Below are 26056 nucleotides of genomic sequence, written 5' to 3'. Positions count from 1 at the left end.
TAATAGCTGTATTGTTATACTGCATTCTCCTCTGCCGGCCTGCAGCCGACTTTCTTTTTACAACCTTTATCAATTTTGATACGATCGAAACAAAAGAACTCTGTCACTGACTTACACAATCATTTCTTTCGCTTCATTGGAAAAGATGACAAAGGACGTACACTATGAATTTTGAACAGCTCCTCTATGCCGAAATGCTCTCTCATTATCAGTCGCTGCAAAAAGCTGCCGATGTCCTGCATATCAGCAAATCCGGTCTTAGTTTAGCTATTTCTCAGTTAGAAGATGAACTTGGTATCAAGCTGTTTGAACGGACTGCTTCAGGAACAGCTGTAACACCGGAAGGTCAAAAGCTGCTGGCTTCTGTATCAAATATCCTGCAGGCTAAAAATGCTCTCGAGAAGCAGGCACATTATATTGCCAGCCCAGAGCATTTTCAAAAAATAACAATCCATTATATGAATGTTATGCTTCGGCCTTTTATAGACACTTTTATACAGCACTACAAAGAAGAGTATGAGCATACCACCTTGGATATCAGCTGCCATGAACTGCCGTCTATCATCAAGCGCCTGCATCAGCAGGAAATAGATGCTGGTTTTATTGCAACAAATCATATGAATCAAAAAGAACTTCAGGGACTTGAATTTCGGCCGGTCTGCCACACTAAATTAGTCATGCTTTGTTCTCCGGCAAATCCGCTCTTAGCTAAGAAAGAACCTGTCACTATTGATGATATCAAAGGCCAACGTTTCAGTCTTTTCAATGACAGTTTGCACGATACTCTCTATGCGAGTCTGCAAAACATCTGCGGCCCTTTGCCCTTAGTGCTTCGGACAGATGATGCTTGGGCCATGAGCCAGGCTATTTTAAAGTTAAACACGGTCTGTTTTGGACGAATTGTCCAAGAAAAACTGTCAACTGATGAAGATATCAAAAGGCTTGGCCATATCAGTATCGGCCATCTTATTGATGATCAGTTTGCTCTCGGTTGGCTGATTAATCCTAACCAGAAGCTTTCTTCACAGACTGAACAGTTAATGGATACTATTACAGAGATTATTAAAAGAGATGCTTGACAGCACCTCTTTTCATTTGCTTTGATACTTTTTTTAAATCAAAATCGGGCCTGAATAACGGTTGCGGGGAGGGACCAAAATAGTCCCTTTGGAGAAATGAACTTCCCTTATTGTTCTACCCTTCCAGACTGGTGCTGACGTTAATATCATCCAGCTGTCTGTCGCATTGCGGCCGGTTGGACTGACTATTACTGTGTGCCATCATGTGTGACAACATCATCAAGTTTTTCATCTACCAAGGATTGGAGATAGTCCATACCTGGCATAGCAAAATATTCAGCATTTGCTAAGAGGGCCATCAAGCCCGGTGTAAGCTTAGCTGCTGCTACGGATTCTTCATTGAAGGACAGGCTGATTTGATCTTCAAGGCCGTTTTCCAACTTATAGGCAATCTGCGGATCGATCAAAGTTGGACGTCCAAGGCTGACAATATCAACATAGTTCAGAGCATTCTGCATTTTTTCGACCGTATGAATGCCGCCTGCAATCATCAGTAAGGCTGGAGCCTGCACTGCATCACCCAACAACTGGGCATAGTTCTTATCAGAGTCAGAAGGTGTTTTTGTGTAATCGTTAGTCGAGAGATGGATATAGTCAAACTCGAATTGTTGCGACAGCGTTCTTATCAGTTCTTTTGCTTCGCGCCAAGTGTAGCCGATGTTTTCGCCATGAATTTCTTCAGGGCTGATGCGATAGCCAACAATGAAATCCTTTGGTGCAAATTCATTAACGACCCTGAAGACTTCACGCGCCACTTCAAGAGCAAAATTCATACGTTTTTCGAAACTGCCACCCCAGAAATCGGTGCGCTTATTTGAAAAGGCAGAAAAGAATTCCTGATGAAGGTAATGGTTGGCACCGTGGATTTCAATACCGTCAAAGCCACAATCAATTGCCCGTTTGGCAGCCGCTCCAAAGTCCCTGACAATTCCCCAGACCTCTTCTTCCGTCAGTTCATAAAGAGGATAATCAATCCATGGAAAATCAAGTTTTGACGGCACTTCAACCCGTCCTCCCAGTTCGTAGCGGTAAGCAGCTTCACGGCCGGAGTGTACCAGCTGGAGCAAGGCTTTGTTGCCGTCTTTTTTCAAAACTTCTGCTACTTTCGCCAGCCCCGGTTTAAAATCATCATTGTAAACAGCCAATTGTTCCCGATCTGGAGCCCATGAGCGCGACGGCCCGCCGTTCGGACTGACGCTGGTATATTCGACAATAACCATGCCTGCAGATTGTGAGCGCGCAGCATAGTAGTCAATCGTCTCTTGAGTGACTTTTTCATCCAAGCCGCTGTTAGTCAGCATCGGAGACTGGGCAGTACGCGTTTTGATTGTTGCACCGTGACGGAAAGTAACAGTATCTGTTAGTTGCTTCATTTGAAAACGCCTCCATATATTTGATAAATTAAGTGTATCATTTCACAATTCTTTTGGGAATTTCGAGAAAGTAGATGAACTGTTAAGACCGGCTTAACAGTCTAACTAAACCAAGAGATATGGTCTCTAGGAAGATCCTGAGCAGGTATTTTTTAAGCAAGTTAAATTGATTTGGGGCAATCGCCTGCAGGTAAAAAGCCTCACCACTGCTTGAAGCAGAAATGAGGCTCTGTAAAGTTGTTATCTTGGTTACAGCTATTTCAGTTCTTATATTTTAAATTAATCTTTTACTGTGTGTCATCCATACTCAGGACTGATAAGAAAGCCTCTTGCGGGACTTCAACTGAGCCAATAGCTTTCATTCGCTTCTTGCCGGCTTTTTGTTTTTCAAGAAGTTTACGCTTGCGGGACACATCGCCACCATAGCACTTAGCCAGAACATTTTTCCGCAGGGCTTTGATATCGCTTCGGGCTACGATTTTTTGACCGATCGCTGCTTGAATCGGCACTTCAAACTGCTGACGCGGAATAATTTTCTTCAGCTTATCAACAATCTGCTTTCCGCGTTCATAAGCAAATTCTTTATGAACAATAAAACTGAGCGCATCAACTTTATCGCCGTTGAGCAGGATATCCATTTTCACCAGCTGAGACGGACGGTACTGAGAAATCTCATAGTCAAAGCTGGCATACCCTCGCGTAGAGGACTTGAGCTTATCAAAGAAGTCAAAGACGATTTCCGCCAAAGGAATCTGATAAATCACATTGACACGGTTGTTATCAATATAATCCATGGTTACAAAATCACCGCGCTTGCGCTGAGCTAACTCCATAACAGCTCCGACAAACTCCTGCGGTACCATAATCTGAGCTTTAACATAAGGTTCTTCAATCTTCTCAACCTTAGCTGCTTCAGGAAATTCAGACGGATTGGCTACTTCCAGGACAGTCTTATCAGTTGTATGGACATGATAAATAACAGACGGTGCTGTCATAATCAAATCAATATTAAATTCGCGTTCCAGCCGCTCCTGAATCACATCCATGTGCAGAAGACCTAAGAAACCGCAGCGAAAACCAAAGCCTAAAGCCTGCGATGTTTCCGGTTCAAACTGCAGACTGGCATCATTAAGCTGGAGCCTCTCCAATGCTTCACGCAAATCATTGTATTTATTGGAATCGATTGGGTAAATCCCGGCAAAGACCATAGGATTCATCTGTTTATAGCCGTGCAGCGGAGCAGCAGCCGGATTGTCCGCCAGTGTAATAGTATCTCCAACACGTGTGTCAGCAACCGTTTTGATCGAAGCCGCAAGATAACCGACATCTCCTGTTGCTAAAAACTCACGCTCAACTGCTTTGGGAGTGAAAATCCCGACCTCGGTGACATCAAAGGTCTTGCCGTTAGACATCAGCTGGATCTTATCCCCGGGTTTCACGATACCGTCCATGACCCGAATCTGTAAGATAACACCGCGATAGGCATCGTAAACGGAATCAAAAATCAGTGCCTGCAGCGGAGCTTCAACATCCCCTGTCGGAGCCGGTACCTTCTCAACAACCTGCTCCAAAATATCTTCGATACCAATGCCCGCCTTAGCAGAAGCAAGAACTGCTTCAGAAGCGTCGAGACCGATAACATCTTCGATTTCCTGACGGACAGTTTCCGGATCAGCCGCCGGCAAATCAATCTTATTAATCACCGGCAGAATCTCCAAGTCATTATCCAAAGCCAGGTACACATTAGCCAAGGTCTGCGCTTCAATGCCCTGAGCCGCATCGACCACCAAAAGCGCTCCCTCACAGGCGGCCAAAGAGCGGGAAACCTCATAGGTAAAATCCACATGCCCTGGCGTATCAATCAGATGAAAAATATAGGTTTCGCCGTTTTTTGCACGGTAATTCAGTTCAATAGCATTCAGTTTAATGGTAATCCCACGCTCTCGCTCTAAATCCATACTGTCCAAAAGCTGATCCTGCATTTCCCGGCTCGAAACCGTCTCCGTTTCTTCCAAAATACGGTCGGCCAGTGTGGATTTGCCATGATCAATATGTGCAATAATAGAAAAGTTCCGAATTTTTTCTTGGCGTTTATGTAATTCTTGAATATCCATCGTTTTCTTTATACCTTTAATCCTTACCCTCTATTATAACAAAAAAGCAAGTCCCTTACCACTTGCCAAAAAACTTTACTTATTTTGGAAAGAAAGGACTTGCTTAATCAGCCGCTTGAAAGTATGAAAACGAAAACAGCATGCAAAAAGTGTGAATGACAGCTGCTGTTGGCCATTTACACTCTGTTTCAGCACAGTTCAAACCTGCCGTATTGTTCTTTTAATAAATAATATGAATATCTGACAGACTGTAGTCCTGAGACGGTATCTGTTTTCTGGGCAGAGAACCTCCTTTGCCCTGTGAAAAGGGGACAGAAACGCTAATCGCACCATTATATTTCCAGACAAAAGCATGAACCTCATAACTGCCGTTGACAAGCAGCCTGCTCAGCCAGCCACTATGACTGTCAGAGAAAAAGATAAATTCGACTTTACTGACCCCCTCATAATGGTTAAGGAGATAGCGGCACAGCCTGTCCTGATCGTATACAGAAGAAATTTCCTCTTCAGGATTAACAACATTTTTCATCACATTTCACCTCTGCATATCTTTTTTCAAAAAGTAACTGTCAGACGGCTTCAGATTCTTTTTCAAAACTTACTGCCCGCTGCCAGCCACTTTTTCAAACCATATTTTGTCACGATGTTAAAAATAAGATCAACTGCCCCGGTAAATTTTCAAATGGCCGGATTTTTTCTTCCTCTTAGCCTCTTCAAACTCCTGCTTTAAAGCAGACTTTTCCCCTAAAAAAAGAGAGTCCAGACTGATACCATAATATTCTGCTAAGTCACGGGCAAGCTCCACCGGAATATCTGTACTGTCCTCTTCATATTTGAATAATGCATGTGAAGAGATAGCCAAACTTTCCGCTACTTCTTCAAGACTTAAATCATAATTCACCCTGAGGGCGCGCAAGGTCAACTTCACCACCTTCTGTCTCTCCTTTCTTGATTTTCCTGCCAGCTATTTATCCTGCAGTATTTGGCTTAGGCATCTCCTATACTGTTTCTCCCAAGATAGATAAACGTACCTGAAAATTTACTTTTCACTTTATTCTTATAAGCAGATATCTGCCTATAAACAAATTTAATGTCAGGTAATCCTATTATAATTCGATTTAAATCACAAGTCAAGACTTTTTTCATAAAAATTTCTCTTTCTTATTTACAATTGTCAATTAAAACGATATCATGTAATTAAAGGATAAAAAACCTATAGGAGGTGACTCATGGGACGCGGTACATTAACACCACAAGATTTAGTAGCTATGAAAATCGTATCCGCTAATCTGCAAAGACTTTTAAAAGAAAGCGGCATAAAACAAGCGGACTTAGCTACAACACTCGATATTCCCAAGAGCAGTTTAAACGAATATGTTAAAGGCAGAAGTTTGCCTAAAGCTGGCAATGTTCAAAAACTTGCAGATTATTTTGGTTTGAAAAAATCAGAAGTTGATCCAAGATTTTCGCATTACAACTATACTGCTTCTGCTATGCTTGAGGATATCAACAAAGCTGCCAGCCAGCTGGATGAAGAAAGGCAAGAGCTTGTCCTTGATTTTGCCCACCAGCAAATTAAAAAACAGCAGGACACAGCTTCAGACAGCAAAGACTCTGACACAGACAGCAAGTAAATTGAAGTCTCTGTCCGCAGAACTGTACCGCAGTCCGGTGCCATATCCTCAAATAGGGGGCTCTGAACATCGGTACGGCAGCCGCCGCTTAGTTTACAGCTAAATGGTTCAGAAAAAACCGCAGACCAATAAGGCCGGCGGTTTTTTTGATGCATGAAATAAAAGCTGCTTTGCTGAGAGCAGCTGATAAAAAGACTTAGCTGAACCACAAACTGATTTCACGTGCAGCTGACCCATCTGAATCCGAACCATGCACAATATTTTCAATAGACTGACCAGCGCTCGGTGCTTGTGCAAAGTCGCCTCTGATCGTCCCAGGAAGAGCTTCCTGCGGCTTCGTTGCTCCCATCATCAACCGCCAGCTGGCTATGACATCATTCCCCGCAAGAACACCAATCAGCAGCGGACCGCTTGTCATATAAGCCATCAAGTCAGAAAAAAACGGTTCTGCAGTCAGTGCTGCATAATGTTCTCTCAGCACGGCTTCTTTAGCTTGGCACAGCTCTAGCCTTTCAATGGTAAATCCTCTCTTTTCGATACGGCTCAGCACCTCACCGACAAGTCCCCGGCGCACAGCATCAGGCTTAATCATAAAAAATGTTTTCTCCACTCTAGCCACTCACTTCCTCTTATTATTTCTATCATTTTACCATAAAACCACTTACAGACAAAGCATCCGCTTTCAATTACCGAGAAAACATCTGAACTAAACACATCCTAAAATTCTGGTGAAAAAATGAGACTTTACTCTGCTGCTCTGCTGACGAAGTGCCGTAACGGACGAAAGTTTTAACAACTCAACAGCCGGCTGCCCTCTTCTATTCATCATAGCAGGAGCAATCAGGGACTTCTTAACGAATTTTATCCCTTAATAAAAAGAGACAGACCCAAAAAAATCTGTCTCTCATCTGAAAGCAGGCAAACCTGCCTATCCATGCAAATGACGGTGAAATCCGAACATATCCCATAATTGACTGTGGAGAGATTCACCATCGGCTTTTTTAAAGGCTTCCATTGCTTTAAACAAATCAATCACATAAGGAATTCCGATTGCTACCAGCAAAGCAAGAGAAACCAAAAAAACAGTTAAGTAAAGCATAAGACAACCTCCTTTCAGGAAGAAGCAGCACGCTTCCCTCACCCCTATTGTACCGCTAACTAAGGCAGATTGCAAGGAAAGAAGAGAACACAAATCCTAAAACCAGCGGACTGGGGCTACTAGCACTTACGCAGTTGCAGTGCTCTTGGCTTTGGAACCATTCGAAATAACACAGCTCTAAAACCTACTGTAGGTTTTCCTATTGGCCGTGTAGGTTTTGGAACCATTCGAAACAACACAGCTCTAAAACAAACTTTAAAAAGCTGAGGACGAGAAACACGTTTTGGAACCATTCGAAACAACACAGCTCTAAAACCTCGTAGAACATTTTTTGTTACGAAATTTCGTAATCGCACTATTCGTCCCAGCCAGACTTCAGTATCAAACAGTTCCATTTTATTACTTCTATTTTATCTAAAAAATGCTTTAAAATCAAGGTTTCAGCGCTATTTTCTATTGATGCTCTGATCTTCATCAAAACAAGCAGCTAAACTCCTTTTACATTATCGGTATTAGCTCCAGCAATCCTTCCTAATGCTTTATTCCATCAATTAAAAAATAGTCTCTATCTAAAATATACTGAGAAAAATCATAGAGCTTACGCGGTTCAAGAAAAAGGACTGTTTGGTTGGTTAAGCTAATATAATCAAGCAGCTCTTTAACCTCTTTTCTTGTTAAATAGGAGCCGCTATTGATAAAGACTAACAAACGTTTTTTACTAAGATACTTATAAATTTGTAAAATTTCCAAGCACTTTTCAAAAACAGTATCACTGCTTGTTTCTACTTTTACCCCCAAAACTTTAATAAGTTCTAGAATTGTAATTTCGTCATATTCCAGATCTAATTCGTTTTCTAAACATTCGTAAGCAATTAGCTCTGTTATTGTAGCTGCCAACTTTTCAATCATGGCTTTGACTTCCGGTTTTTCATTGAATTGCTCCTCTAAGTCAGCATGAATGAGTTTAAGCATAGCAGATGAATTGATATTGTAACCTAAAATATCAGTGACAAGCATAATCTCTGATTCTTTTAATGATTTTAATTTCTCATCAAATAATTTAAGCTCACTGGCTTCATCATACTGGTAAAACAGCTTTACTAACCTGGCATAAACCATAACATCTTCAACCGCCAAGATTGTTCCTTTTTGTAATACAAGCGGCTCATCTAAAATAGGGAAATTAATCTTCAGCATCGTAAGCCTCCCCAAGAAAAACTAAGCGGCTGTCTGTATTAGCAATACTTGTATCTCTGTCACCATGCAGATAAATCATTCGAGCAAACTGTTTTTCTGTAACAGTCAATAGTGTAATGTTCCCTTTTTTAGGATTATTCTCCTGCAGACGGTCAATCATAGCCTTATTAGCAGAATTATTAAGCAACAGCTTACTGTAAATTGAAAACTGATGCATAATAAATCCTTCACTCAGTAAAAATTTTCGAAACTTACGATAAGCCCTCCGCTCCTCAGCCGTATCGGTTGGCAAATCAAACATTAAAAGCATTCGCATATATCGATAACTCATATCCTAAACTCAGGAACTCCTTTCCCATTATTATTAAGAGCCTTTACTACCTTTTTGGTATAATCGCTGACAATGTTAGATAAATACATTGCTTTGCTGTTGTAAAGGTAGGTATCTGAAAACATGCTGAACAGTTCCCGCTTTATTTTGATAAATGAGCTATTGCGATTCTCATAAACAATACGGTCAACAATAGGACGAAAAAGTTCCATAATATCACTGGCAAGGTTAAATTGATTAAACTGATTGGCATGCTTGAGACCAAATTGTGTCATACAACCGGAAACAACAACTTCACGCGCAAACATGCTCAAAAGTAAGGTATAACCATAATCAAGACCCGCGTTAATATCATTATCCTGTTCCCGTGAAAAATCATTGCCAAATAAGGTATTGAAATATATCCTCGCAGAATGTCCTTCACGATTGCTTGGATCAAACAGCTCCAGACCATGGTATAAATCCATAATAGACTGAGATTTCTCAAAGAAAGAGCACTCACTAAGGTATAAACTTTGATTCAAAATTTTCTGAGCAATAATATTAGTCCAAACATCAGCTTTAACATCTTCGGTCCAAGCCACCTGCCTCGCTAACTGCAAACTGGAATCATGCCGGGCGGACAGCGGCATCAAATTAGCAATCGGAAATCGTTTGTCATCACAAAAAATAACCAAAATATTTTCATCAACTAAACGCTTTAGCAGCATAGTTGACAAAACAATATCTGTCGTCTCCAGCAAAAGAATATCTATCTCGGACAGATGGATTAATTCTGTCCGAGAAGCCTCTTTAAAAATCAAATGATTATTTTTATATGCTAACTTTGAATGTGTATTTACAACAACTGTACGCCAACCGCTCATTTGTCTTCTCCTAATTGACTTAAATCAATACGGGTTTCATAAAGCCCAGTTATAGATTGGTGGATGAGGGTGGCACTAACTTCTTTTTTAGTCGGACTGTAATTGGCATTTCGTATTTTTGAGCTTTCAAATAGTCTTACATATCCGCTGCTACTTCCACTCTTAACTAAAGAAAATAATTTCATAAAGTTATCATAATAATATTTGATAACTTCCTCAGTTAAATCAATCTTTTGATATTTTCGTTTAGTATAAGCGACTATCGCTTTCTTAAAAACGTTCTTATTTCCTAATTGCTTTTCAGCATAGGAAAATAGACGATGAACAATAATTTCGAACTCTTCAGCATGATTAATTACATAATTCTGACTTTCAGTAACCGCTTCTTCTGATTTCAAATTCATCAAATTTGATTTGGTTAAAAGACGTTTCATATGGAAAAACAACTCACTCTGCACTTCAGTTAGTTTAAACTGTGTTGCTTTATGGAGGTTTGTTTTACTTTCAAATAACACTTTTGTTCCGTCAACCTTTTGCATTAATGAATATTTAGGTAGTTTCTTAAAAAATAAAACACGATTTAAATTATTTTTAGTTAAAAATCCATGTTCAGAAGAATCATTTAAAAACAACATTGGATTTTCTTTGAATTTAGGATAATCAATGATATAAATATCCTGAAATTCTTTAACAGTTTCTAATTTCGATTTCTTTTTGTTATATTTTTCTGCAACTACAAAAACTGACATCGCAGAATTTACTGGACCGTATCCTCCATAGATTTCAGGATTTAAAACTACACCTTTAGTTTTGAGTGGATAACGATTTGCTGCTGCAATTCTTTTACTTGTTTTCCCAACAGGATTTTGATTATAAAAACCGCCTTTTTTAATCATAGTCCGTTTCACAAAATTAATCTGAGTATTATAAATAACATTCTTGACTATTGGTAAGTCTCTGTCACAACACCAAATATCTTTATTAATTTTAGAATCTGGATTGTTGAAAAATTTCATCACATTTGAATAAATATGCTTCTTTAATGTTGCTTTATTTTCTTTATGACGATTAAACTTACCATAACGTCCATATATCAACTCTGGTGCCAATTTAGGATAAGCTTTCAACAGAGTTTGTCCTATAACAACGTTTAAATAAGCATCATGTGCATGATGATAATCATTTAAATCACGTAATTTTACAATGTGAAACATATTTCTAAAATTAGAAACAAGTTGTGATTTCAAAGTAACAATTTGACTTTCTGTAAATCGTTCATTTAATAGTCGAGCAACATGTTTAATAATCTGACGTGTCTCAACTAATTGGCGCTCAATAAAACCTGCTTTCATATCCTCAGTCAAAACACCGTCAGGGGTTCGCTCACTGGTTGTTAAACGCTGAAATTTAACTTGAGAAATCAGTTTATCCTCGTAAAGTTGTTCCCAAAATGATTTCATTTCAAAAACTGTTTTTTTATCTGGTATATTGTCCAATTTAGATTGGTTATTAGAACGACGTGTCAAAACTTTATTATCAATGGAATCAATCGGTAAATAGCTATAAGGGATAATATGATCTACTTCATACTCATCTAATTGATTTAAATATAGGGGCTCAGGATTTCCTGATTCATCTAAAGAGTACATGTCTTTCGCTTTTTGTAGACAAAACAAGTATAACTTATCAGATTGTAGCTGTTCATTTGAAAATGGTAACTTTTTATCTTTACCACTTCCTATCAATAAGTCATTTTCAGTTTTTTTCAATACTGCTTCTAATTTATCTTTACGTGACTTTGATTTTCTTTTTCCTTCCTCAGTTGTCATGTTTTCACGAGCCATTTCAATCACAATATTTTGAGGTGGATAACCTATAAATTTAACCAACTCATCTACAATTTTAATACTATTTAATATACCACGTTTTAGCGCCGGGCTACCTGCTAGTTTCTTAATTTCTTCAAATACATCATCTTCAGCTAATTTTTCAGATTGAATATGTTTTATTTTTTGATCAAAAGAAAGCTCACCATCAGAAATAAGTTGTAATAAATTCCGATTTCTATCGTCATTTCGGATAAATTGTAACAAGTTAAAACCTGTGTCATCATCACGAATCTCTAATAGAAGTTTCGCAGAGTACCTTCCCCATCCTGTATACCGTAATTTGGAAAGCTGATTAATTTGCTCTTCATTTAAGAAATCTAGATTACCAAAATATTTTTCAAGGTAATCTTTGATGGATTTTTTATCATCAAAAACCGTGATAACCTTAATGATTTCTTCCAATTCTTTTTGATGCTCCTCATTATCTAAAAAATCTCTTGAAAAAATCGTTTTAAAGTCATTATAAGTTTTCAAAACAGCATTAAAAGATTTCCCTTTTTCAATACCAGCAATAATCTCAACAGCATTTAAATTAGTGTACTTTTGTAGATAATCAAGTAAATCTTGTGAACTAATACGCTTACTATTAGTCTTAAATAAATCGCCAATGATTTGTTTCCTTGATTCAGCATCTAAGTAATTAGATCTCCCTGTTTTGTCCTTATACTTGACTCGTGTTAATTCATTTTGGAGCATTACCTCTTCATATACTAAACTACGTTTAGGCAAAACTTTTTCATTCAGTAGAACGACATCATTTCCAATAAGGTTATTGATGAACTCATCTCTAGTTGCGTCCATATCAATTAATCTATCATAATTCCATGGCCTAATATTTCCATTTTTTGTATCAATGTCATCATTGTCTAAAATCTCTGGATGTTCTTTTCGCTGAACCCAACCAAATCGGCTACTATTACCTTTTGATAATGGGCCAACAAAATATGGGATTCTAAATGTCAAAATAGATATCAACTTCTCTTTATTTTCTAACAAAAATGGATAATCTTTTCCATGTCTATCAATAATTGCTTTAAATTCATATTCATGAATTTGATTTGGAATTGCACCGTTATCAGATGTACGCAATTTTCTAAGAAAAGTCCCAGCTTCGATTTTTTCTAAGAAATATTCTGACCCCTTTATATCAGAAATTTTACTTCCTAGATAATCATAGAAATGTTGTCGATTTGATTTATTCTTCTTTTTGTCTTCATCAGATAACTCCATTTGATTTGAAATATAGCTAGCATAGCTTTTAATTTTCTTATCAAATTCAAATTTGCCGTCAACTTTCTGCCCAAACATATCAAGATAGTCTTGCTTTGATAAGTTTTTTCTGAAAAAAGCTTTTAACCGCTGCAAATCTTTACGGTGTTCTTCATACCTTTCTATCATTGTTGCAGAAAATCGTGCATGAGTTGCTCCTTCATAAGTTAACATATCAGATAGCAACAAAGTATCACGCAGAGCCTTTAACTTTGCAAAAACATCAGAGAAATCTTCGTCTAAAGTTTCCAGCAGAAGTTCTAAATTTTCATCATAATTTTCTTTAGAAAAATCTAAATCAGGTTCTTCCTCCAAATCAAAACAGTCCTTAAATTTCGTCTTTAACCCTAATAACATTTGTAGTAACTGTTTAAAAACACTTTTTTCTTTCTTAGCTTTCTCTTTTGGAAAATAAGATAATATCTTCTTTACTTTATCTTTTCTACTATATGCTTCTTTAAAAATTTTATAAATTTCCTCACTTCCTTCTTGAATTTCCATTTCAAATTCTTCTTGACAAGATTCTAAAAATTCCTTCCAACTATTTTGTATGTCAACATGATTAGGATTAACCTTACCAGTTATTAAAAAATGTCCTCTATATTTTAAAATATGTGACAAAGCCATGTATATTTCTCGAATATCAGCTACAGGAGCGCTTCCATCTGCATCAGCTAGGGCTTTACGTAAATGATAAATTGTTGGATACTTTTTATGATACGCTTGCTCTAAATTCTTCTTTCCAAAAAATGGGTGTTTAATTTTAATATCTTTACTCTTATCGTCTAAAACTCTAAATGTTTCATCCAAGCGATGAAAAAAGTTTTTATCTACTTTATCAATTTCATCTTTAAAGATAGTTCTCAAATATAGAATACGATTTTCTCGTCTTTCGGTACGTCTACTATCACTTCTAAACTTTCTAGTATCTTGTGCTGGTTTAGCAGACTCAAAAGTTACAGAACCTATCAAATTCTTTTTAATTTTCTTTTTATCAGTATCGCCTAGAACTTTAAATTTGAAAGCAGGTACTTTATGATCTTCTGTTACAACAGCATAACCAACTGAAGCCACTCCAATATCTAATCCGATTGAATATTTTTTGTTAAATTTTGCCATAAGACTCTCCTACTCTTGATTTTTTACGATATTTTTGCTATATTAAATCCGTTGGAATCATTCGAAACAACACAGCCAAAAGAATTTATCTTTTGAGTTAAAATATGGTTTATCCATTATTTAGTAATGCGCACCTGATTCGGGTGCTTTTTTATTAGGCTTATAATTTTACTTAAGCCGTTAACTTATATCAACTATTTTACTCTTTCCTCCCAAAAAAGCAAACGTTTTCAAAAAAATATTTGCTTTTTTCCGTAATTTCATTGACAGATTAGGTTTGTTTAAAATCTAGAGCAGTATCATACCAACTCAAAAAAGCAACGATATTGTATTCGTTGCTTTTTTGAGTGATAGAAACAGTCTTAACAGCACCTGGAGGAGGACAGACTGTAAAAAGGAGTTCCTTGCGGTGTGCTTATTTATGCAGGAGGGACTCTTAGTTGTAGGAGGTTGAGAGCAAAACGGCTCTTGGCTGAGGGAAGGTGCAGATAATTCTTTTGTTATCTGCTGCGGCTGGATTTCGGTTTATTTTAGCTCAGAAGCCAGCCCCAGAAAAAGGGCAGGAAGAAGGCGAGAAAACCGCAGATAATGAAAATGGTTTTCATTCTTTTATTTGCTATAAAGCTTGATTTTATCCAAAAAACAACAGCAAAGAGCCAGGATAAAGCAAAAATCAGCCAATAATACCAAGCGATTGTCATTGGACCTCCTTTTTTTGCCTGCGCTGTGCTGTCTGCTTTCTGCTTATCCTTGCTAAACTGATCATCAAGCCTTCATAAAGGACAAAAAAGAGAATGAAGCAGTGCATAAAGAAATCTTGCGGCAGAATCCAAATGACAGGATCTGCCGCGGGATCGAACAGCCAAGTTGAATCCCCCGGAAAGAGAGCCTGATGAAAAAGGATAAAAAAGCTGTCAAATCCGATGAAAAAAGCCGCAGCCGCTATTAAGAGCGGCAAAAGGGCGGCGCCCATGAACCATCTTTCATATAAAAAGAAAGATTTTTCCCTACCTGCCTGCCTGAAAAACCGCCAGCCGGGAAGAGCCAGAATAAGAAAAAGAGCTTGTGCAGTATGGAATAAAAACTTGACATCGCGAAAGTGCTTGAGCCCGCTGTCCGATGAAGGAAATGCCGGCATAGTTAAATGGGTTCTTAAAGGATTGGTCAGATAATCCAGCAAAATATTAAAATTATGAACAATCGTTTTTTGGCTGAGATGGACCGTATTTTCTAAATCCAGCCAGCCTACTTCTAAAGGGTAAAAAAGCCAAACCAGATAAATCGTTGTCAAAATAGCTAAGGTCAAAAGCCAAAGCCAAGTTGTTAAAAACCAAAGCTTATTTTTCATCGAAATCCCACTCATCTAAACTGGCCAGTACATGATCCGGTTGGACAGGGAGATCCGCTACTTCTTCTGCCTTGGTAAAACCGGTTGTCACCAGCAGTGTTGCAATATCATTTTGAATGCCAGCCATAATATCTGTTTGATAATTATCCCCAACCATAATCGCTTCATGGCGCTTAACATTCAAAATATCAAGTGCCTTGTTCATAATGATGGCATTTGGCTTGCCAATAAAGACAGGCTGTACACGTGTGGCAGCTTCCAGAAGTTTACTGATGGCTCCTGCTCCAGGCAGAAGGCCGCGTTCTGTCGGAATATTTAAGTCCGGATTTGTTCCGATAAAAAGTGCTCCTTTTTGGATAGCCAAAGTGGCTGCTGTCAGTTTTTCATATGTTAAATCGCTGTCCAGCCCGACAACAACATAGGCTGGATGTTCCTTTTCTTCGATATAACCGGCCTGACTGATAGCCGTTTTAAGACCTGCTTCGCCGATCACATAGGCTGTTTTCCCCCGCTTCATATCGTTCATATAGTCAATGGTCGCCATAGTAGCAGTATAGATAGTGTGCAGCGGTGTTTTCACATGAAACTGTTCTGCCAGCATTTTTTGAACCATCTCCGGCGTACGGGTAGTGTTGTTGGTAACAAGAATATAAGGAAGATTTCTTTCCTGAAGTCTGCTGACAAAACGCTCGCCTGCAGGAATGCGCTCTTTCCCTTTGTAGACTGTCCCGTCGAGGTCAATCAGATAGCCTTTATAAGTCATATTTTTTATTCCCTTTCTCAATCAATGACAGGCTGCCAGTTTTCATCGGCATAAGCTTTGAAACACATGGCAATCTGTTCTTTATTTGTTTTAGCCTCGGCTAAACTGGGCAGCTTATCCACTGTAAAATAGGCGCTGGCAACAGTCTCAAGGTTTTCAGTGAACACACCCGATCTGACAGAGCACAGCGAAAAAATTTTGCAAATTTTATGAACAGAGACAGGCCTGTTATGCTTATTGCGGTCTAAAACGGCAATAAGACGTTCAAAAGCCACATCAAGTCCGGCTTCTTCTTTGACTTCCTTAATCGTATTTTCGGCAACAGACAGGTTCACATCGCACCAGCCGCCGGGCAAAGTCCAGTTGCCATCTCTTTCTTGGACCAACAGAATTTTCCCGCTTTTGAAAATAGCAGCCCGTGTATCTATCTTAGGTGTTTGATAACCCTTTTCATTAGCAAAAACTTCTCTTACTTTTCCTTCCGGCAAATCAGCTAAGTCGGACAGCATTTGCACAGCCAAAGTCCGAATGGCGGCAAAGCGCTCAAGATCGTATGGATCCCGTCCATAAGCCAGTCCGGCCTGAGCTAAAGCCTGCAGTTCTGCCAGCCAGTTTAGCCATTTCTCCTCTTGCATGCTCAATCTGTCTTTTCTTTCCATTCGATTCTCGCTTGGGCACGGACAGCATCAGAGCTGATAATTTCGTGCCGGCTGATCAGACCGTCCCTTTCGATACGGGAAATAATATCGTTGCCGTAATGCACTTCTTTAACAAATTTGAGATTAATTTTTTGCGGGATATGCCGGCGCAGAAAATCAATATCAATGACATCATACATCCATTCCAGATACTTGCTGTTATTGACATGGCCATTTAAATCAAGATCAAAATAGCGCACACGGTAAACTGTTTCCTCTGGGTTTTCCAATGCTGTATATTTGGGGCCGCGCAGGATGCGCTTGATTTTTTCGACATCATAAGCAGCGACAATATCATCAACAACCTGATGAACTTTCCGGCTCTCATAGTCCATAAGGACAAAGACCGAGTGAATAACGACTATTTTATCACCGCTTTCGCCGTAAATGGTGAAATCACGGTAGCAGAAAAGCTTATTATAGGCCGTCGGCTCCGTTTCTATAATGATTTTTTCACCGTATTTTGGCAGACGCTCAATCTCAATATCATACTCGGTAATAATCCAAACAAGATGGTGGGTCTTAAAGATATAATCATCGCTTACGCCTAAAGATAAGGACTGAAGCCCTGATACCTGCAGGGCTAAAGACAGCAAATGCGGCAGTTTGACATTATGATTGACATCCGTTTCATAAAAAGGGACTTGATAATCGACTGCATATTTTTTTCCCATACTTACTCACTCCAAAATAAATTTTTCTGCAACAGTATCGCCTAAAAAAAGGCCTTTTTTTGTCATTCTTAAACGTCCGTCAGTGATTTGAACAAGGCTGTCAGCCATTAATTCTTCTACAATTTGCCCGTACCGCTTTTCAAAACTTTCATGAAATTTTTCTTCAAATCGTGAAATGGAGACACCCGCTTTTTTGCGCAGACCGAGGAAGAGCTCTTCTTCCATCATCTCTTCTTTAGTGAGTATTTCCTCTTCCAGCCGCGGACTGCCATCTGCTACACCTGTGAGGTAATGCTGAATCGGTCCGCGATTGCGGTAGCGTACTCCGTTGATATAACCCGATGCTCCTGCGCCGAAGCCATAATATTCCGCATTATCCCAGTACATGAGGTTATGACGGCTTTCCATGCCGGGCTTAGTAAAGTTTGAAATTTCATAATGTTCAAACCCGTTGGTTTCCATTTCTGAAATAATATACTCGAACATCTCTGCTTCCGTATCTTCTCCTGGCAGACTGAGCTTGCCGCGGCGCATTTTATTCATAAAAACCGTATGATGCTCCAGAATAAGGCTGTAAAGACTGAGATGAGGTATATCAAGAGCCAGAGCTTTGGCAACATTTTCTCTGACATCTGCTATTGTCTGTCCCGGAAGGGCATAAATTAAGTCAATCGAAATATTATTAAAACCTGCTTTTTTCAGGCTGCTGATACTTTCATAAATCTGTTCTTCATTATGGCCGCGTCCAATACGCTTAAGATGCTTGTCATTGAATGTCTGCACCCCCAAAGACACACGGTTGACAGCTGATTTTTCCAAAACAGCTGTTTTTTCGGGGGTTAGATCTCCGGGATTGGCTTCGATGGTGAATTCTTCCAGCTTATCCAGACAGAGGTTATGAGTCAAATGGGTTAAAAGGTAATCCAGCTGCTCCGCTGAAATAGCTGTAGGTGTTCCGCCGCCGATATACAGTGTCCGCAGTTCTTCAATCTCTGCCTTGTCAAACTCACTGACAAGAGCCTGTAGATAGGCATCGACAGGCTGATTCTTGATAAAAACCTTTGAAAAATCGCAATAATAGCAAATCTGGGTACAAAAGGGAATATGAACATAGGCAGAAGTCGGTTTATTTAACATGACTTTATTTTACCACTTTTCAAATAAAATAGAACAGTAAATTCTTGACAAACAAAAGTATACACTGTATACTTTTATTTGTTAGGTAGACAGTATATACTTTTGTGGAGGCAGCGATGAAACGACATACAGCAGAACTAAAGGAAAAGCTTATCCAAACAGGAGTTGAAGAGATAAAAAAACACGGTATTGACCGGCTATCGCTTCGGACTGTTGCTAAGCTTTGCGGTGTTACGCACGGTACCCCTTATAAACACTTTGGCAGCAAGGAAGGCTATTTAAGGGTCGTTTTAGCGAAGCTCTCAGACTTCAGTATCCAAAATATGCAAAAACATATTGATTACACCGCTCCTGCCAGGCAACAATTAGCTGTGATGGGATACGATTTCGTCACGTTTGCCAAGACTTATCCTTATATTTTTGAAGCACTCTTTATCAAATATCCTTTCAATTATATGAAAATTAAGGAAGGAAACATTGTTACAGAAACTGATTTACCTGGATTCAACGCCTTCCGAGCTATTGTTTTGAAATTGAGGCAGGAAGAAAAGTTAGCAGGGAGTGAAACAGAAAATATCTTTCACTTTTGGAGTTTTATTTCCGGTTTTGCTATTCTGATTAACAGCCCGATTGGCGATAATTTTAACCAGCAGGCGATTCGGGAAAATATTGAAAGCATGTTAACAACCTATATTAAAGGAGGAAAATAATTATGAATACTTTGATTGTTTACGCCCATCCAAATCCCAAAAGCTTCAATGCTGCTGTTTTAAAAACGGTAACAGACAACTTATCCGAGAACCACTTTGTTCAGCTGATAGACTTGTACGCTGACAATTTTGATCCGGTTCTGCGTTTTGATGAAGATCATCCAAGACGCAGCCTAACCGAAGATCCTGCAACTCAAAAATACCGAGATTTAGTGACTTGGGCGGAACAGTTTATTTTTATCTTCCCTATCTGGTGGAGCGGTATGCCAGCCATTATGAAAGGTTTTATTGACCGGGTTTTCGTAGCCGGTTTTGCTTATCATAATACAAAAACTAGTCTTGAAGGCCATCTCAGCGGCAAAGCATGGATTATTACAACGCACAATACACCGGCTTTTATTACACCCTTTGCTCAGGATTACGGAAAAGTTTTAAAGGGGCAGATTTTGAAAAGCTGCGGCATTCGACCGGTTAAAATCAATCAGCTAACTGGAATTGAAAAAATCAGTGACCAAGAACGTCAAAAGAAACTAGCTAAGATAGCTCAGACTGCTAAAAAGATTTGAATCATTTGAAAACAACTAAAACGGACTTAGCCTAAATTTAAGTGGCTCTATAATTTCTGTAGCGGGGAACCCCCGACAGAGATTGTGGAGTCTTTTTGAGTGTACAAATATTACAATTACAAATTAGCCCAAAATCAGCAAGTTTATCTATTGCCATATCACTTAACACCCTATCAAAGAAATGACAAAGTAAGATGTTATTTTAGCTTGCACTTTTTGAGAAAAACAGCTGAAATCACTCTCTAACTATAGCCGATTAAAACATTTTTTCAAGAAAATCCCTTAAGGAACTTGACCAATGGTAGAAAAATTCCGGCAGGAGCACACCCCCGCGTGTGCGGGTAAAATAAGGTAGAAGTCTCCTTTGACGCTGTCCATCAGGGATCACCCCCGCGTGTGCGGGTAAAATTCAACCTTTCTTATTCCTTACGATTTGTGTTCGGGATCACCCCCGCGTGTGCGGGTAAAATTAGTGTTCCTTATGAAAAGACTGAGGACGGTTAGGATCACCCCCGCGTGTGCGGGTAAAATTAAAAGAGGCATCAAATTTGAGGTTGTGAAACCGGATCACCCCCGCGTGTGCGGGTAAAATTTTCAGTGATCAGCCAGTAGGCGGAGCTGTTTGGGATCACCCCCGCGTGTGCGGGTAAAATGCAGAAGGTATCGCAACACTTACACACAATCTAGGATCACCCCCGCGTGTGCGGGTAAAATCTGTCAACATATACAGTCTCTGTATCGTAGTCAGGATCACCCCCGCGTGTGCGGGTAAAATATTTACCATTTGGTAAAGCTAAGCTCAAATGAAGGATCACCCCCGCGTGTGCGGGTAAAATAAACAATACGCCTGCTTCTTGAAATTCTGCCCAGGATCACCCCCGCGTGTGCGGGTAAAATGGTAAGGCATACCCATAGCGCCAAGATTTTCTAGGATCACCCCCGCGTGTGCGGGTAAAATGATTGGTATTTCACTATTTCCAAAATCAGATTAGGATCACCCCCGCGTGTGCGGGTAAAATGGACACACGTCGTTGATAATAAAGATCAGTTTGGGATCACCCCCGCGTGTGCGGGTAAAATTTTTAAAAACATAGAATGACAGAGGTTAGTTAGGGATCACCCCCGCGTGTGCGGGTAAAATACTAAAAGATCCCAATAAAGTCGCTATTCATGATTAAACTTCTTCCAAAATTTATTTACTTTAGTAGATAGCTTATAAATGAGTTTTGAATCTGGAAGAGCCCTGTGAGGTACTTTCTCTTCGATACCATATGCCTTTAGTACTGTTTGGAGTTTGTAATTAGGTAAAAATAGCTTTTCATTTTTTACAGTTCTCATTAAATCATGCGTTTTATTCTTCAACAAAGGATAATTTAATTGCGCTAATTCCCTATTTATAAATTTTATATCGAAATTAATACCATAACCAATCAGGTCCAGGTTTTCGATGAAATTTAAAAATTCTTGTAATACAGTCGAAAGGGCCATGCCTTCACGATTCAAAAGTTCCTGACTTATCCCGGTCAGCCGGCTTATACTCTTTGGCAGCGCCTTATCGTAGTGCACTAAATACTCAAATTCTTCGATCTGATTTTGATTAACTTTAATTGCTCCTATTTCTATAATAGTATTTTCATGTTCGTTTAGTCCATCCGTTTCGATATCGACAACTACATAAGGGCTCGGGGGAGTATTCCTATTTTTAACAGGTGTTGTATATTTTCTGATCTTTCTAAATCTAGCAGCATCACTAAAACCTAATTTAGGTTCTCTGCTAGCAGTATCCAAGCTAGATGGTAACATGACCAAAGGAATACCATCATAATCCGCAACTTTCTTTTGAGCATTTACAGTATCAAATTGATAGCCGATTTCATTTCTATAGGCATAGCTGATTGTTGCCTCTCCGTTGCCAACATTATCTTGAACCCTTTCCCACAACTGTTCTCGAACCTTTGTATTAAAATTTCCGACATAAACACCAGTCGCAATCTCTTGCATCCATTTTGTTAAATCTCCTTTTAAGGAAGGAGGAACATTTGTTACAGTTATCACCGTTAATGGCATATTAAAAGTTCTCCTCGTAATTCACCCCATGTTTGACCAATCTTTCTTTATCATCCCATAAAGCTAATATGTCTACTAACAATTCTTCTGACTTTTCTATATCTAATAAATACTGGATATCTTTAACAATCCGAGCCATCAATTTCCCATCCACAAAAGAATCCCTGACTCTAAGTCTGGTTAGCTTTCCAATATCATCTTCTGGAGCGCTATTTGCAGCTATTTCAAAAGCAATCGGAATGGTGGTTTCTGCTTTATATAAATCCGCCACATCATAGACAAAAGATAAATCATGACCAGTATGAACAAATCCCAATCCAGGTGATGCACCTAAAGCTACTATAACGCTGTGCACTAATCCATACAAAGCAACATTAGCAGCGGATAAGGCCTGGTTGACCGGCGTTCCATCTTCAAAATTTTCAGGATTATATTCCCGCTTTGTCCAAGGAATTTTATATTTTTTAGCTTGCAAGCTATATACTTTTCGAATTCTAGCCCCTTCTCGCCCACGCAATTGCTGCATCGTCAATGCAGAAACATCTTCATTGGGAAATCTCATTTGATACATTTTCCGAGCTACTTTCAGTCGAGAACGTGAATTAGAAACTAACTTAGCTTGCTTTTCCAAAAATCGTGTTGAATGCGCTAAAGATCGGCCATGAGCGTATTGACGTACACCACGCTCACCAACCCAGACCATACTGGTCCCAGTATCTCCGATTAATTCTACCGCACGATGGCTGATATCAGTCCCCGGGCCAAGCAAAAGAACACCAATCATCGCAGCAGGTATTCTGACGATACCTCTACTGTCCGCAACAGTAATAGCACTGTCCACCCTATTTATCTTGGCATGCTCAACGTAAATAAAGCTGACTCTATCACTTATTTTAGGAAGTTCTTTCAAAGAGGTTTTCTTTGCACCAAATTTTTCCTTCATTTTAATCACCTACAGGAATAACTGTCATTAAACCAAAACCATAAGCTTTCTTTTTACCAATACCTTCAGTTAAGACCTTTTTAAACAGCTCAACATCATTTACAATTAAAATTCCTTCATAAACCGCTTTGATGAGCCTAATCGATTTTGAATGAGTCTTATTAAAGACTTCATAACCTCTTTCAACAATCGAAAAATCATCGTCTCGTAACGCAAAACCATTTTTCATAGAGCGATTCATTAAATATTCCATCTGATGTTTAACCGTAACATGAGGCATAAGAACCCCTCTTTTGTGATTGTTATCCTTCGACGTCCGAGAAATGACTGGATTGAGGACAAGACGAAACCGCATCCGTTCCCCCTCTTTTAAGGAATTTAAAAAATGATCATAATCTTTTGTCTGAGCACTATTTTTCACACCATACTTTTCAAGCTGCTTTAAATTAGGCTTTTCTTGGCTTACAATAATCAGATATTGCTTGCCTTGTAATTGGTCAATGCGCCACAGTTTTCTAGTGCGAATTTCTTGTTTAATTTCATCAGGAAAACTTTGCTCCACCCAGCCATGATAAGACTCAATATTCCTTAGATCTTTAATTTTTCGCCGATTATTTCTGTCGATTTCTACTCTTGAAATATACATATTTATCCATCTCCTATACTGCCAAAAACATCATGTTCTGTTTCATTTTCTTTGGCCATGGGATTGAGAACAGTGACAGAATCTCTTGTCTCGTAGCGAAAGCCGAATTTTCTTGCCTTTTGAGAAAATGATATAACTCTGTCCTGCCGTAGCTGGTGGGCTTCTTTCTCTAACAGGTAGTTATCTGCATAAATTTCTAAGCTAAAGTCAGATTCCCCAGAGTGTTTTTTCATAAACCATTCGGAAGCTTGCCATTCCACTTGTTTCAAACTGTCTAGGGCACTATCGGATGTTATTTTCAAAAGAAAGTCAGCATTCAATGGAAGACTTCGTCTTCCCATAAAAGGCTGAAAGTATGGATTTTTCAAACCTTCTTCAATAGTTGACATCAATACATCATCTTTATGCGAAATGGCAATGATAAACACAGCATCTTCTAAATAGTAGCGGTTGGTTATATAAGTATGGTCTTGTCCCTTTTTGTTATATCCTTTAGCTATTTGATAATCTCTTAATAGTTTACCCTGCTGATCTACTCGAACAGCAAAATCCAACTCATTTAATCGCTGAAGCTTTTCATCTTCATCTCTGCGATAGCCAAGGCTGGCGGCAATCAATCCAATCACTGCACTTTTTGACGGATAAAAATCTGTATGTCTAGTCTCAAAATGCGAACTGGTTCCCCATGATTGTAAGGGACCAGCCAGTTTTAATAAAATGGTTTTCATTTTATTCACCTACTCTTGAATTAACTGTGACACTTCTTTAGAAAAATCACTCAACAGTTCGGATACAGAATTCTTTTCAATACCTCCAATGCTTTTTAATTCTTCTACATCTTCCAAAGTAATATAGAAGGTCAGCATTGGTTTATTGACAAACTTCTCTACCTTAACAAATTCATTTACTAATTTTTCAATGGATTGAACCACATAGCCTTCTGTTGATTTTACAGGTTTTTCAAAGGCACTAACAAGACTAACTGGACGGTCATTTCTCAACGTCACAACCAGAGCTTGCGGCAATGTTTGATTGGCAAATGATGTTACCTTCCCTGTCGGAAGAGACTTAACAAAGGCTTCAATAAACAGACTTAAAGAATTAACGAGACTTTCCTTATCACCTAGCTGCTTCATCAAGTCGTGAACAGCTACGTTGGCATAGCGGTATAAAGTTGAGGAGTTAAACTCAATCGTTCCCAGCATTCCTGCTCCTGCATTATCGTCAGGAGCTAAATCATCCACTGCCGTATAGAAGTCAAATTCCGTCTGCACGGCATGTGTCGAAATGGCGTGAGCAACCTGTGATGAAGCATCTTCATTTAAAGATGGGTCGTTTGCTAACATTCTACCAAACAAAGCGATATCTAACGATAAACAATCTTGTAGTATCTGTTTAACTTCTTTAATTTTATTATTATATTTATTATTTATTTCTTTATATTCTGATGTCTTCTTATAGTCTTTATCTTCTTTGACTTTATTAGACACCCCGTCATACTCCACACATATTTCAGCAAAGTTTCTATCTAAAATTATTTCCGCTAATCTTCTTGATTGAGATTCAGACATAAAAAACAATGCAGAAATTTTATAGTCATTGTCAACAGAAAATATCTTATCTCCTTTTTTATTTTTTATTCTATTCAGCAATTCTATAGTTAGTCTTTGAGCATCATCAAAATTAATATTATTACTTATTTCGACAACATTATTTGCAATACTATCCACAATCCTTAATGTGCGAACACCAATATTTTTTACATTATTATTGTCTTCAAAATATTTCCGCATTGCTCTCTTCCACGATTGCGAACTAACTCTGGCACGTCTGACACCGCCATATTGAGCTGTTTTAGGGCTGCCTGTATCATCTCTGTTAATATTTGATGGTGGAAGTGTTTGAATAGCATGAATGTCTAAAAATAAGTGTTGGTTAGTTGTCATTGTCTTTTTCTCCTTTAAAATTACGTTTATAGTAGTCCCTTGCCCAAGATAAGCGGACTCTTTCCTGATAACCTCTTAAAAACCAATATAGATCTTCTGATAACTTGGCATAAGCCACCTTGGTTTCAGGTGATTTTGATTTTAATAAGGTGATAAAGTGCCTTAAATGATAAACTAATTCTTCAAATGTTGAGGATGTTATCATGACATTAAATCTTCTGTCTAGCGCTGTTGTATCTTCCCCCTGACGAAGCTGTCTAAAAGAATGCCCCATATTCTGATACTTCCCATCTTCTCCGGCAAGTACGCTGTGAGATAGACTCTGCTGATGCAAGGCATAGAGTTGAAGCGTGGTTAAAATAGCCTGCTCTTCATCGCTAGTATACCCGTGACGTCCTAAAAATTCCTCCGGTAAATCTTCAAATAAAATAGGCCAGATAGCTACTGTCTCACTGATTGGCTTTCCTATAGATTGACGTAATCTTGCCAATATAGCTCTTCCAGATGATGTATCCTTTTGCTTACTTAATTTTATTAGAATTTTATTCGTTGTTGAAGCAACCTTTGTTTTCTTTTGTTCTGGCATCT

The 26056-nt window shown here is 38.8% G+C and carries 26 protein-coding genes and 1 CRISPR repeat array; of the genes, 4 read left to right on the top strand and 22 right to left on the bottom strand.

The window, feature by feature from the left end:
* The first annotated feature begins 164 nt into the window (after nt 1–164).
* Nucleotides 165–1079: a LysR family transcriptional regulator gene (locus DDV21_RS04935; RefSeq protein ID WP_116877361.1), complete on the top strand. Its 915-nt coding sequence runs from the start codon at nt 165–167 to the stop codon at nt 1077–1079.
* Nucleotides 1080–1267: 188 nt separating this feature from the next.
* Here DDV21_RS04935 and DDV21_RS04930 read toward each other — a convergent pair whose 3' ends face one another.
* From DDV21_RS04930 to DDV21_RS04915, 4 genes are all read right to left on the bottom strand, one after another.
* Nucleotides 1268–2452, bottom strand: coding sequence for an oxidoreductase (locus DDV21_RS04930; protein ID WP_116877362.1), 1185 nt, complete (start codon nt 2450–2452; stop codon nt 1268–1270).
* 287 nt (nt 2453–2739) lie between these two features.
* On the bottom strand, nt 2740–4566 hold the full coding sequence (lepA, locus tag DDV21_RS04925; protein WP_116877363.1) for a translation elongation factor 4: 1827 nt from the start codon (nt 4564–4566) through the stop codon (nt 2740–2742).
* A 220-nt stretch (nt 4567–4786) separates the two neighbouring features.
* Nucleotides 4787–5095 (bottom strand): hypothetical protein, encoded by a 309-nt coding sequence (locus DDV21_RS04920; protein ID WP_116877364.1) that lies wholly within the window; start codon nt 5093–5095, stop codon nt 4787–4789.
* Nucleotides 5096–5224: 129 nt separating this feature from the next.
* Nucleotides 5225–5530, bottom strand: a complete 306-nt coding sequence (locus DDV21_RS04915; RefSeq protein ID WP_241964714.1) for a helix-turn-helix domain-containing protein — start codon at nt 5528–5530, stop codon at nt 5225–5227.
* A 265-nt stretch (nt 5531–5795) separates the two neighbouring features.
* Between DDV21_RS04915 and DDV21_RS04910 the strand changes: the two genes are divergently transcribed.
* A complete protein-coding gene (locus DDV21_RS04910) occupies nt 5796–6200 on the top strand; it encodes a helix-turn-helix domain-containing protein (RefSeq protein ID WP_116877365.1) in 405 nt (134 codons plus the stop codon).
* Nucleotides 6201–6396: 196 nt separating this feature from the next.
* Here DDV21_RS04910 and ndk read toward each other — a convergent pair whose 3' ends face one another.
* From ndk to hemW, 12 genes are all read right to left on the bottom strand, one after another.
* The gene (gene ndk, locus DDV21_RS04905; protein ID WP_116877366.1) at nt 6397–6810 is read right to left on the bottom strand and encodes a nucleoside-diphosphate kinase; all 414 of its coding nucleotides are present in this window, start codon (nt 6808–6810) and stop codon (nt 6397–6399) included.
* Between the two features lie 318 nt (nt 6811–7128).
* The gene (locus tag DDV21_RS11755) at nt 7129–7299 is read right to left on the bottom strand and encodes a hypothetical protein (RefSeq protein WP_162886285.1); all 171 of its coding nucleotides are present in this window, start codon (nt 7297–7299) and stop codon (nt 7129–7131) included.
* Nucleotides 7300–7830: 531 nt separating this feature from the next.
* Nucleotides 7831–8496 (bottom strand): type II-A CRISPR-associated protein Csn2, encoded by a 666-nt coding sequence (csn2, locus tag DDV21_RS04900; protein WP_116877367.1) that lies wholly within the window; start codon nt 8494–8496, stop codon nt 7831–7833.
* Entirely contained in the window at nt 8483–8827 is a 345-nt protein-coding gene (gene cas2, locus DDV21_RS04895) for a CRISPR-associated endonuclease Cas2 (RefSeq protein ID WP_116877368.1), read from the bottom strand. Before cas2 ends, csn2 begins: the two co-directional genes overlap by 14 nt.
* Nucleotides 8824–9693 (bottom strand): type II CRISPR-associated endonuclease Cas1, encoded by an 870-nt coding sequence (gene cas1, locus DDV21_RS04890; protein WP_116877369.1) that lies wholly within the window; start codon nt 9691–9693, stop codon nt 8824–8826. The genes cas2 and cas1 overlap by 4 nt, the downstream gene beginning before the upstream one ends.
* A complete protein-coding gene (gene cas9 / locus DDV21_RS04885; RefSeq protein WP_116877370.1) occupies nt 9690–13970 on the bottom strand; it encodes a type II CRISPR RNA-guided endonuclease Cas9 in 4281 nt (1426 codons plus the stop codon). The genes cas1 and cas9 overlap by 4 nt, the downstream gene beginning before the upstream one ends.
* 530 nt (nt 13971–14500) lie before the next feature.
* Complete coding sequence (locus tag DDV21_RS04880; protein WP_116877371.1) at nt 14501–14671, bottom strand: NADH-quinone oxidoreductase subunit L; 171 nt, start codon at nt 14669–14671, stop codon at nt 14501–14503.
* Complete coding sequence (locus DDV21_RS04875; protein WP_116877372.1) at nt 14668–15318, bottom strand: TIGR01906 family membrane protein; 651 nt, start codon at nt 15316–15318, stop codon at nt 14668–14670. Before DDV21_RS04875 ends, DDV21_RS04880 begins: the two co-directional genes overlap by 4 nt.
* Nucleotides 15308–16081 carry a TIGR01457 family HAD-type hydrolase gene (locus DDV21_RS04870; RefSeq protein WP_116877373.1) on the bottom strand — a complete coding sequence of 258 codons (774 nt, stop codon included), beginning with the start codon at nt 16079–16081 and terminating at the stop codon, nt 15308–15310. Before DDV21_RS04870 ends, DDV21_RS04875 begins: the two co-directional genes overlap by 11 nt.
* Before the next feature lie 17 nt (nt 16082–16098).
* On the bottom strand, nt 16099–16716 hold the full coding sequence (locus tag DDV21_RS04865) for an NUDIX hydrolase N-terminal domain-containing protein (protein ID WP_116877374.1): 618 nt from the start codon (nt 16714–16716) through the stop codon (nt 16099–16101).
* Nucleotides 16717–16718: 2 nt separating this feature from the next.
* Nucleotides 16719–17453, bottom strand: coding sequence for an acyl-ACP thioesterase domain-containing protein (locus DDV21_RS04860; RefSeq protein WP_116877375.1), 735 nt, complete (start codon nt 17451–17453; stop codon nt 16719–16721).
* Nucleotides 17454–17459: 6 nt separating this feature from the next.
* Complete coding sequence (hemW, locus tag DDV21_RS04855) at nt 17460–18590, bottom strand: radical SAM family heme chaperone HemW (protein WP_116877376.1); 1131 nt, start codon at nt 18588–18590, stop codon at nt 17460–17462.
* A gap of 116 nt (nt 18591–18706) precedes the next feature.
* Between hemW and DDV21_RS04850 the strand changes: the two genes are divergently transcribed.
* Nucleotides 18707–19300 carry a TetR/AcrR family transcriptional regulator gene (locus DDV21_RS04850; RefSeq protein ID WP_116877377.1) on the top strand — a complete coding sequence of 198 codons (594 nt, stop codon included), beginning with the start codon at nt 18707–18709 and terminating at the stop codon, nt 19298–19300.
* A gap of 2 nt (nt 19301–19302) precedes the next feature.
* Nucleotides 19303–19866, top strand: coding sequence for an NAD(P)H-dependent oxidoreductase (locus DDV21_RS04845; protein ID WP_116877378.1), 564 nt, complete (start codon nt 19303–19305; stop codon nt 19864–19866).
* A gap of 320 nt (nt 19867–20186) precedes the next feature.
* Nucleotides 20187–21007: direct repeats of the CRISPR family, unit length 28 nt; unit sequence GGATCACCCCCGCGTGTGCGGGTAAAAT.
* A 23-nt stretch (nt 21008–21030) separates the two neighbouring features.
* Here the strand turns inward: DDV21_RS04845 and cas2e are convergent.
* From cas2e to casB, 6 genes are read right to left on the bottom strand one after another with little or no spacing between them, the layout of a single operon-like run.
* Nucleotides 21031–21933, bottom strand: coding sequence for a type I-E CRISPR-associated endoribonuclease Cas2e (cas2e, locus tag DDV21_RS04840; RefSeq protein WP_116877379.1), 903 nt, complete (start codon nt 21931–21933; stop codon nt 21031–21033).
* Nucleotide 21934: 1 nt separating this feature from the next.
* Nucleotides 21935–22876 carry a type I-E CRISPR-associated endonuclease Cas1e gene (gene cas1e / locus DDV21_RS04835; protein ID WP_116877380.1) on the bottom strand — a complete coding sequence of 314 codons (942 nt, stop codon included), beginning with the start codon at nt 22874–22876 and terminating at the stop codon, nt 21935–21937.
* A 1-nt stretch (nt 22877) separates the two neighbouring features.
* The gene (cas6e, locus tag DDV21_RS04830) at nt 22878–23522 is read right to left on the bottom strand and encodes a type I-E CRISPR-associated protein Cas6/Cse3/CasE (protein WP_116877381.1); all 645 of its coding nucleotides are present in this window, start codon (nt 23520–23522) and stop codon (nt 22878–22880) included.
* 2 nt (nt 23523–23524) lie between these two features.
* Nucleotides 23525–24250: a type I-E CRISPR-associated protein Cas5/CasD gene (cas5e, locus tag DDV21_RS04825; protein WP_116877382.1), complete on the bottom strand. Its 726-nt coding sequence runs from the start codon at nt 24248–24250 to the stop codon at nt 23525–23527.
* Between the two features lie 9 nt (nt 24251–24259).
* Nucleotides 24260–25468, bottom strand: a complete 1209-nt coding sequence (cas7e, locus tag DDV21_RS04820; protein ID WP_116877383.1) for a type I-E CRISPR-associated protein Cas7/Cse4/CasC — start codon at nt 25466–25468, stop codon at nt 24260–24262.
* On the bottom strand, nt 25458–26054 hold the full coding sequence (gene casB, locus DDV21_RS04815) for a type I-E CRISPR-associated protein Cse2/CasB (protein WP_116877384.1): 597 nt from the start codon (nt 26052–26054) through the stop codon (nt 25458–25460). The genes cas7e and casB overlap by 11 nt, the downstream gene beginning before the upstream one ends.
* Between the last annotated feature and the right edge of the window lie 2 nt (nt 26055–26056).

Source organism: Streptococcus chenjunshii (genome assembly GCF_003086355.1).
GTDB lineage: Bacteria > Bacillota > Bacilli > Lactobacillales > Streptococcaceae > Streptococcus > Streptococcus chenjunshii.
This window is presented reverse-complemented; position numbering and strand designations above follow the sequence as displayed.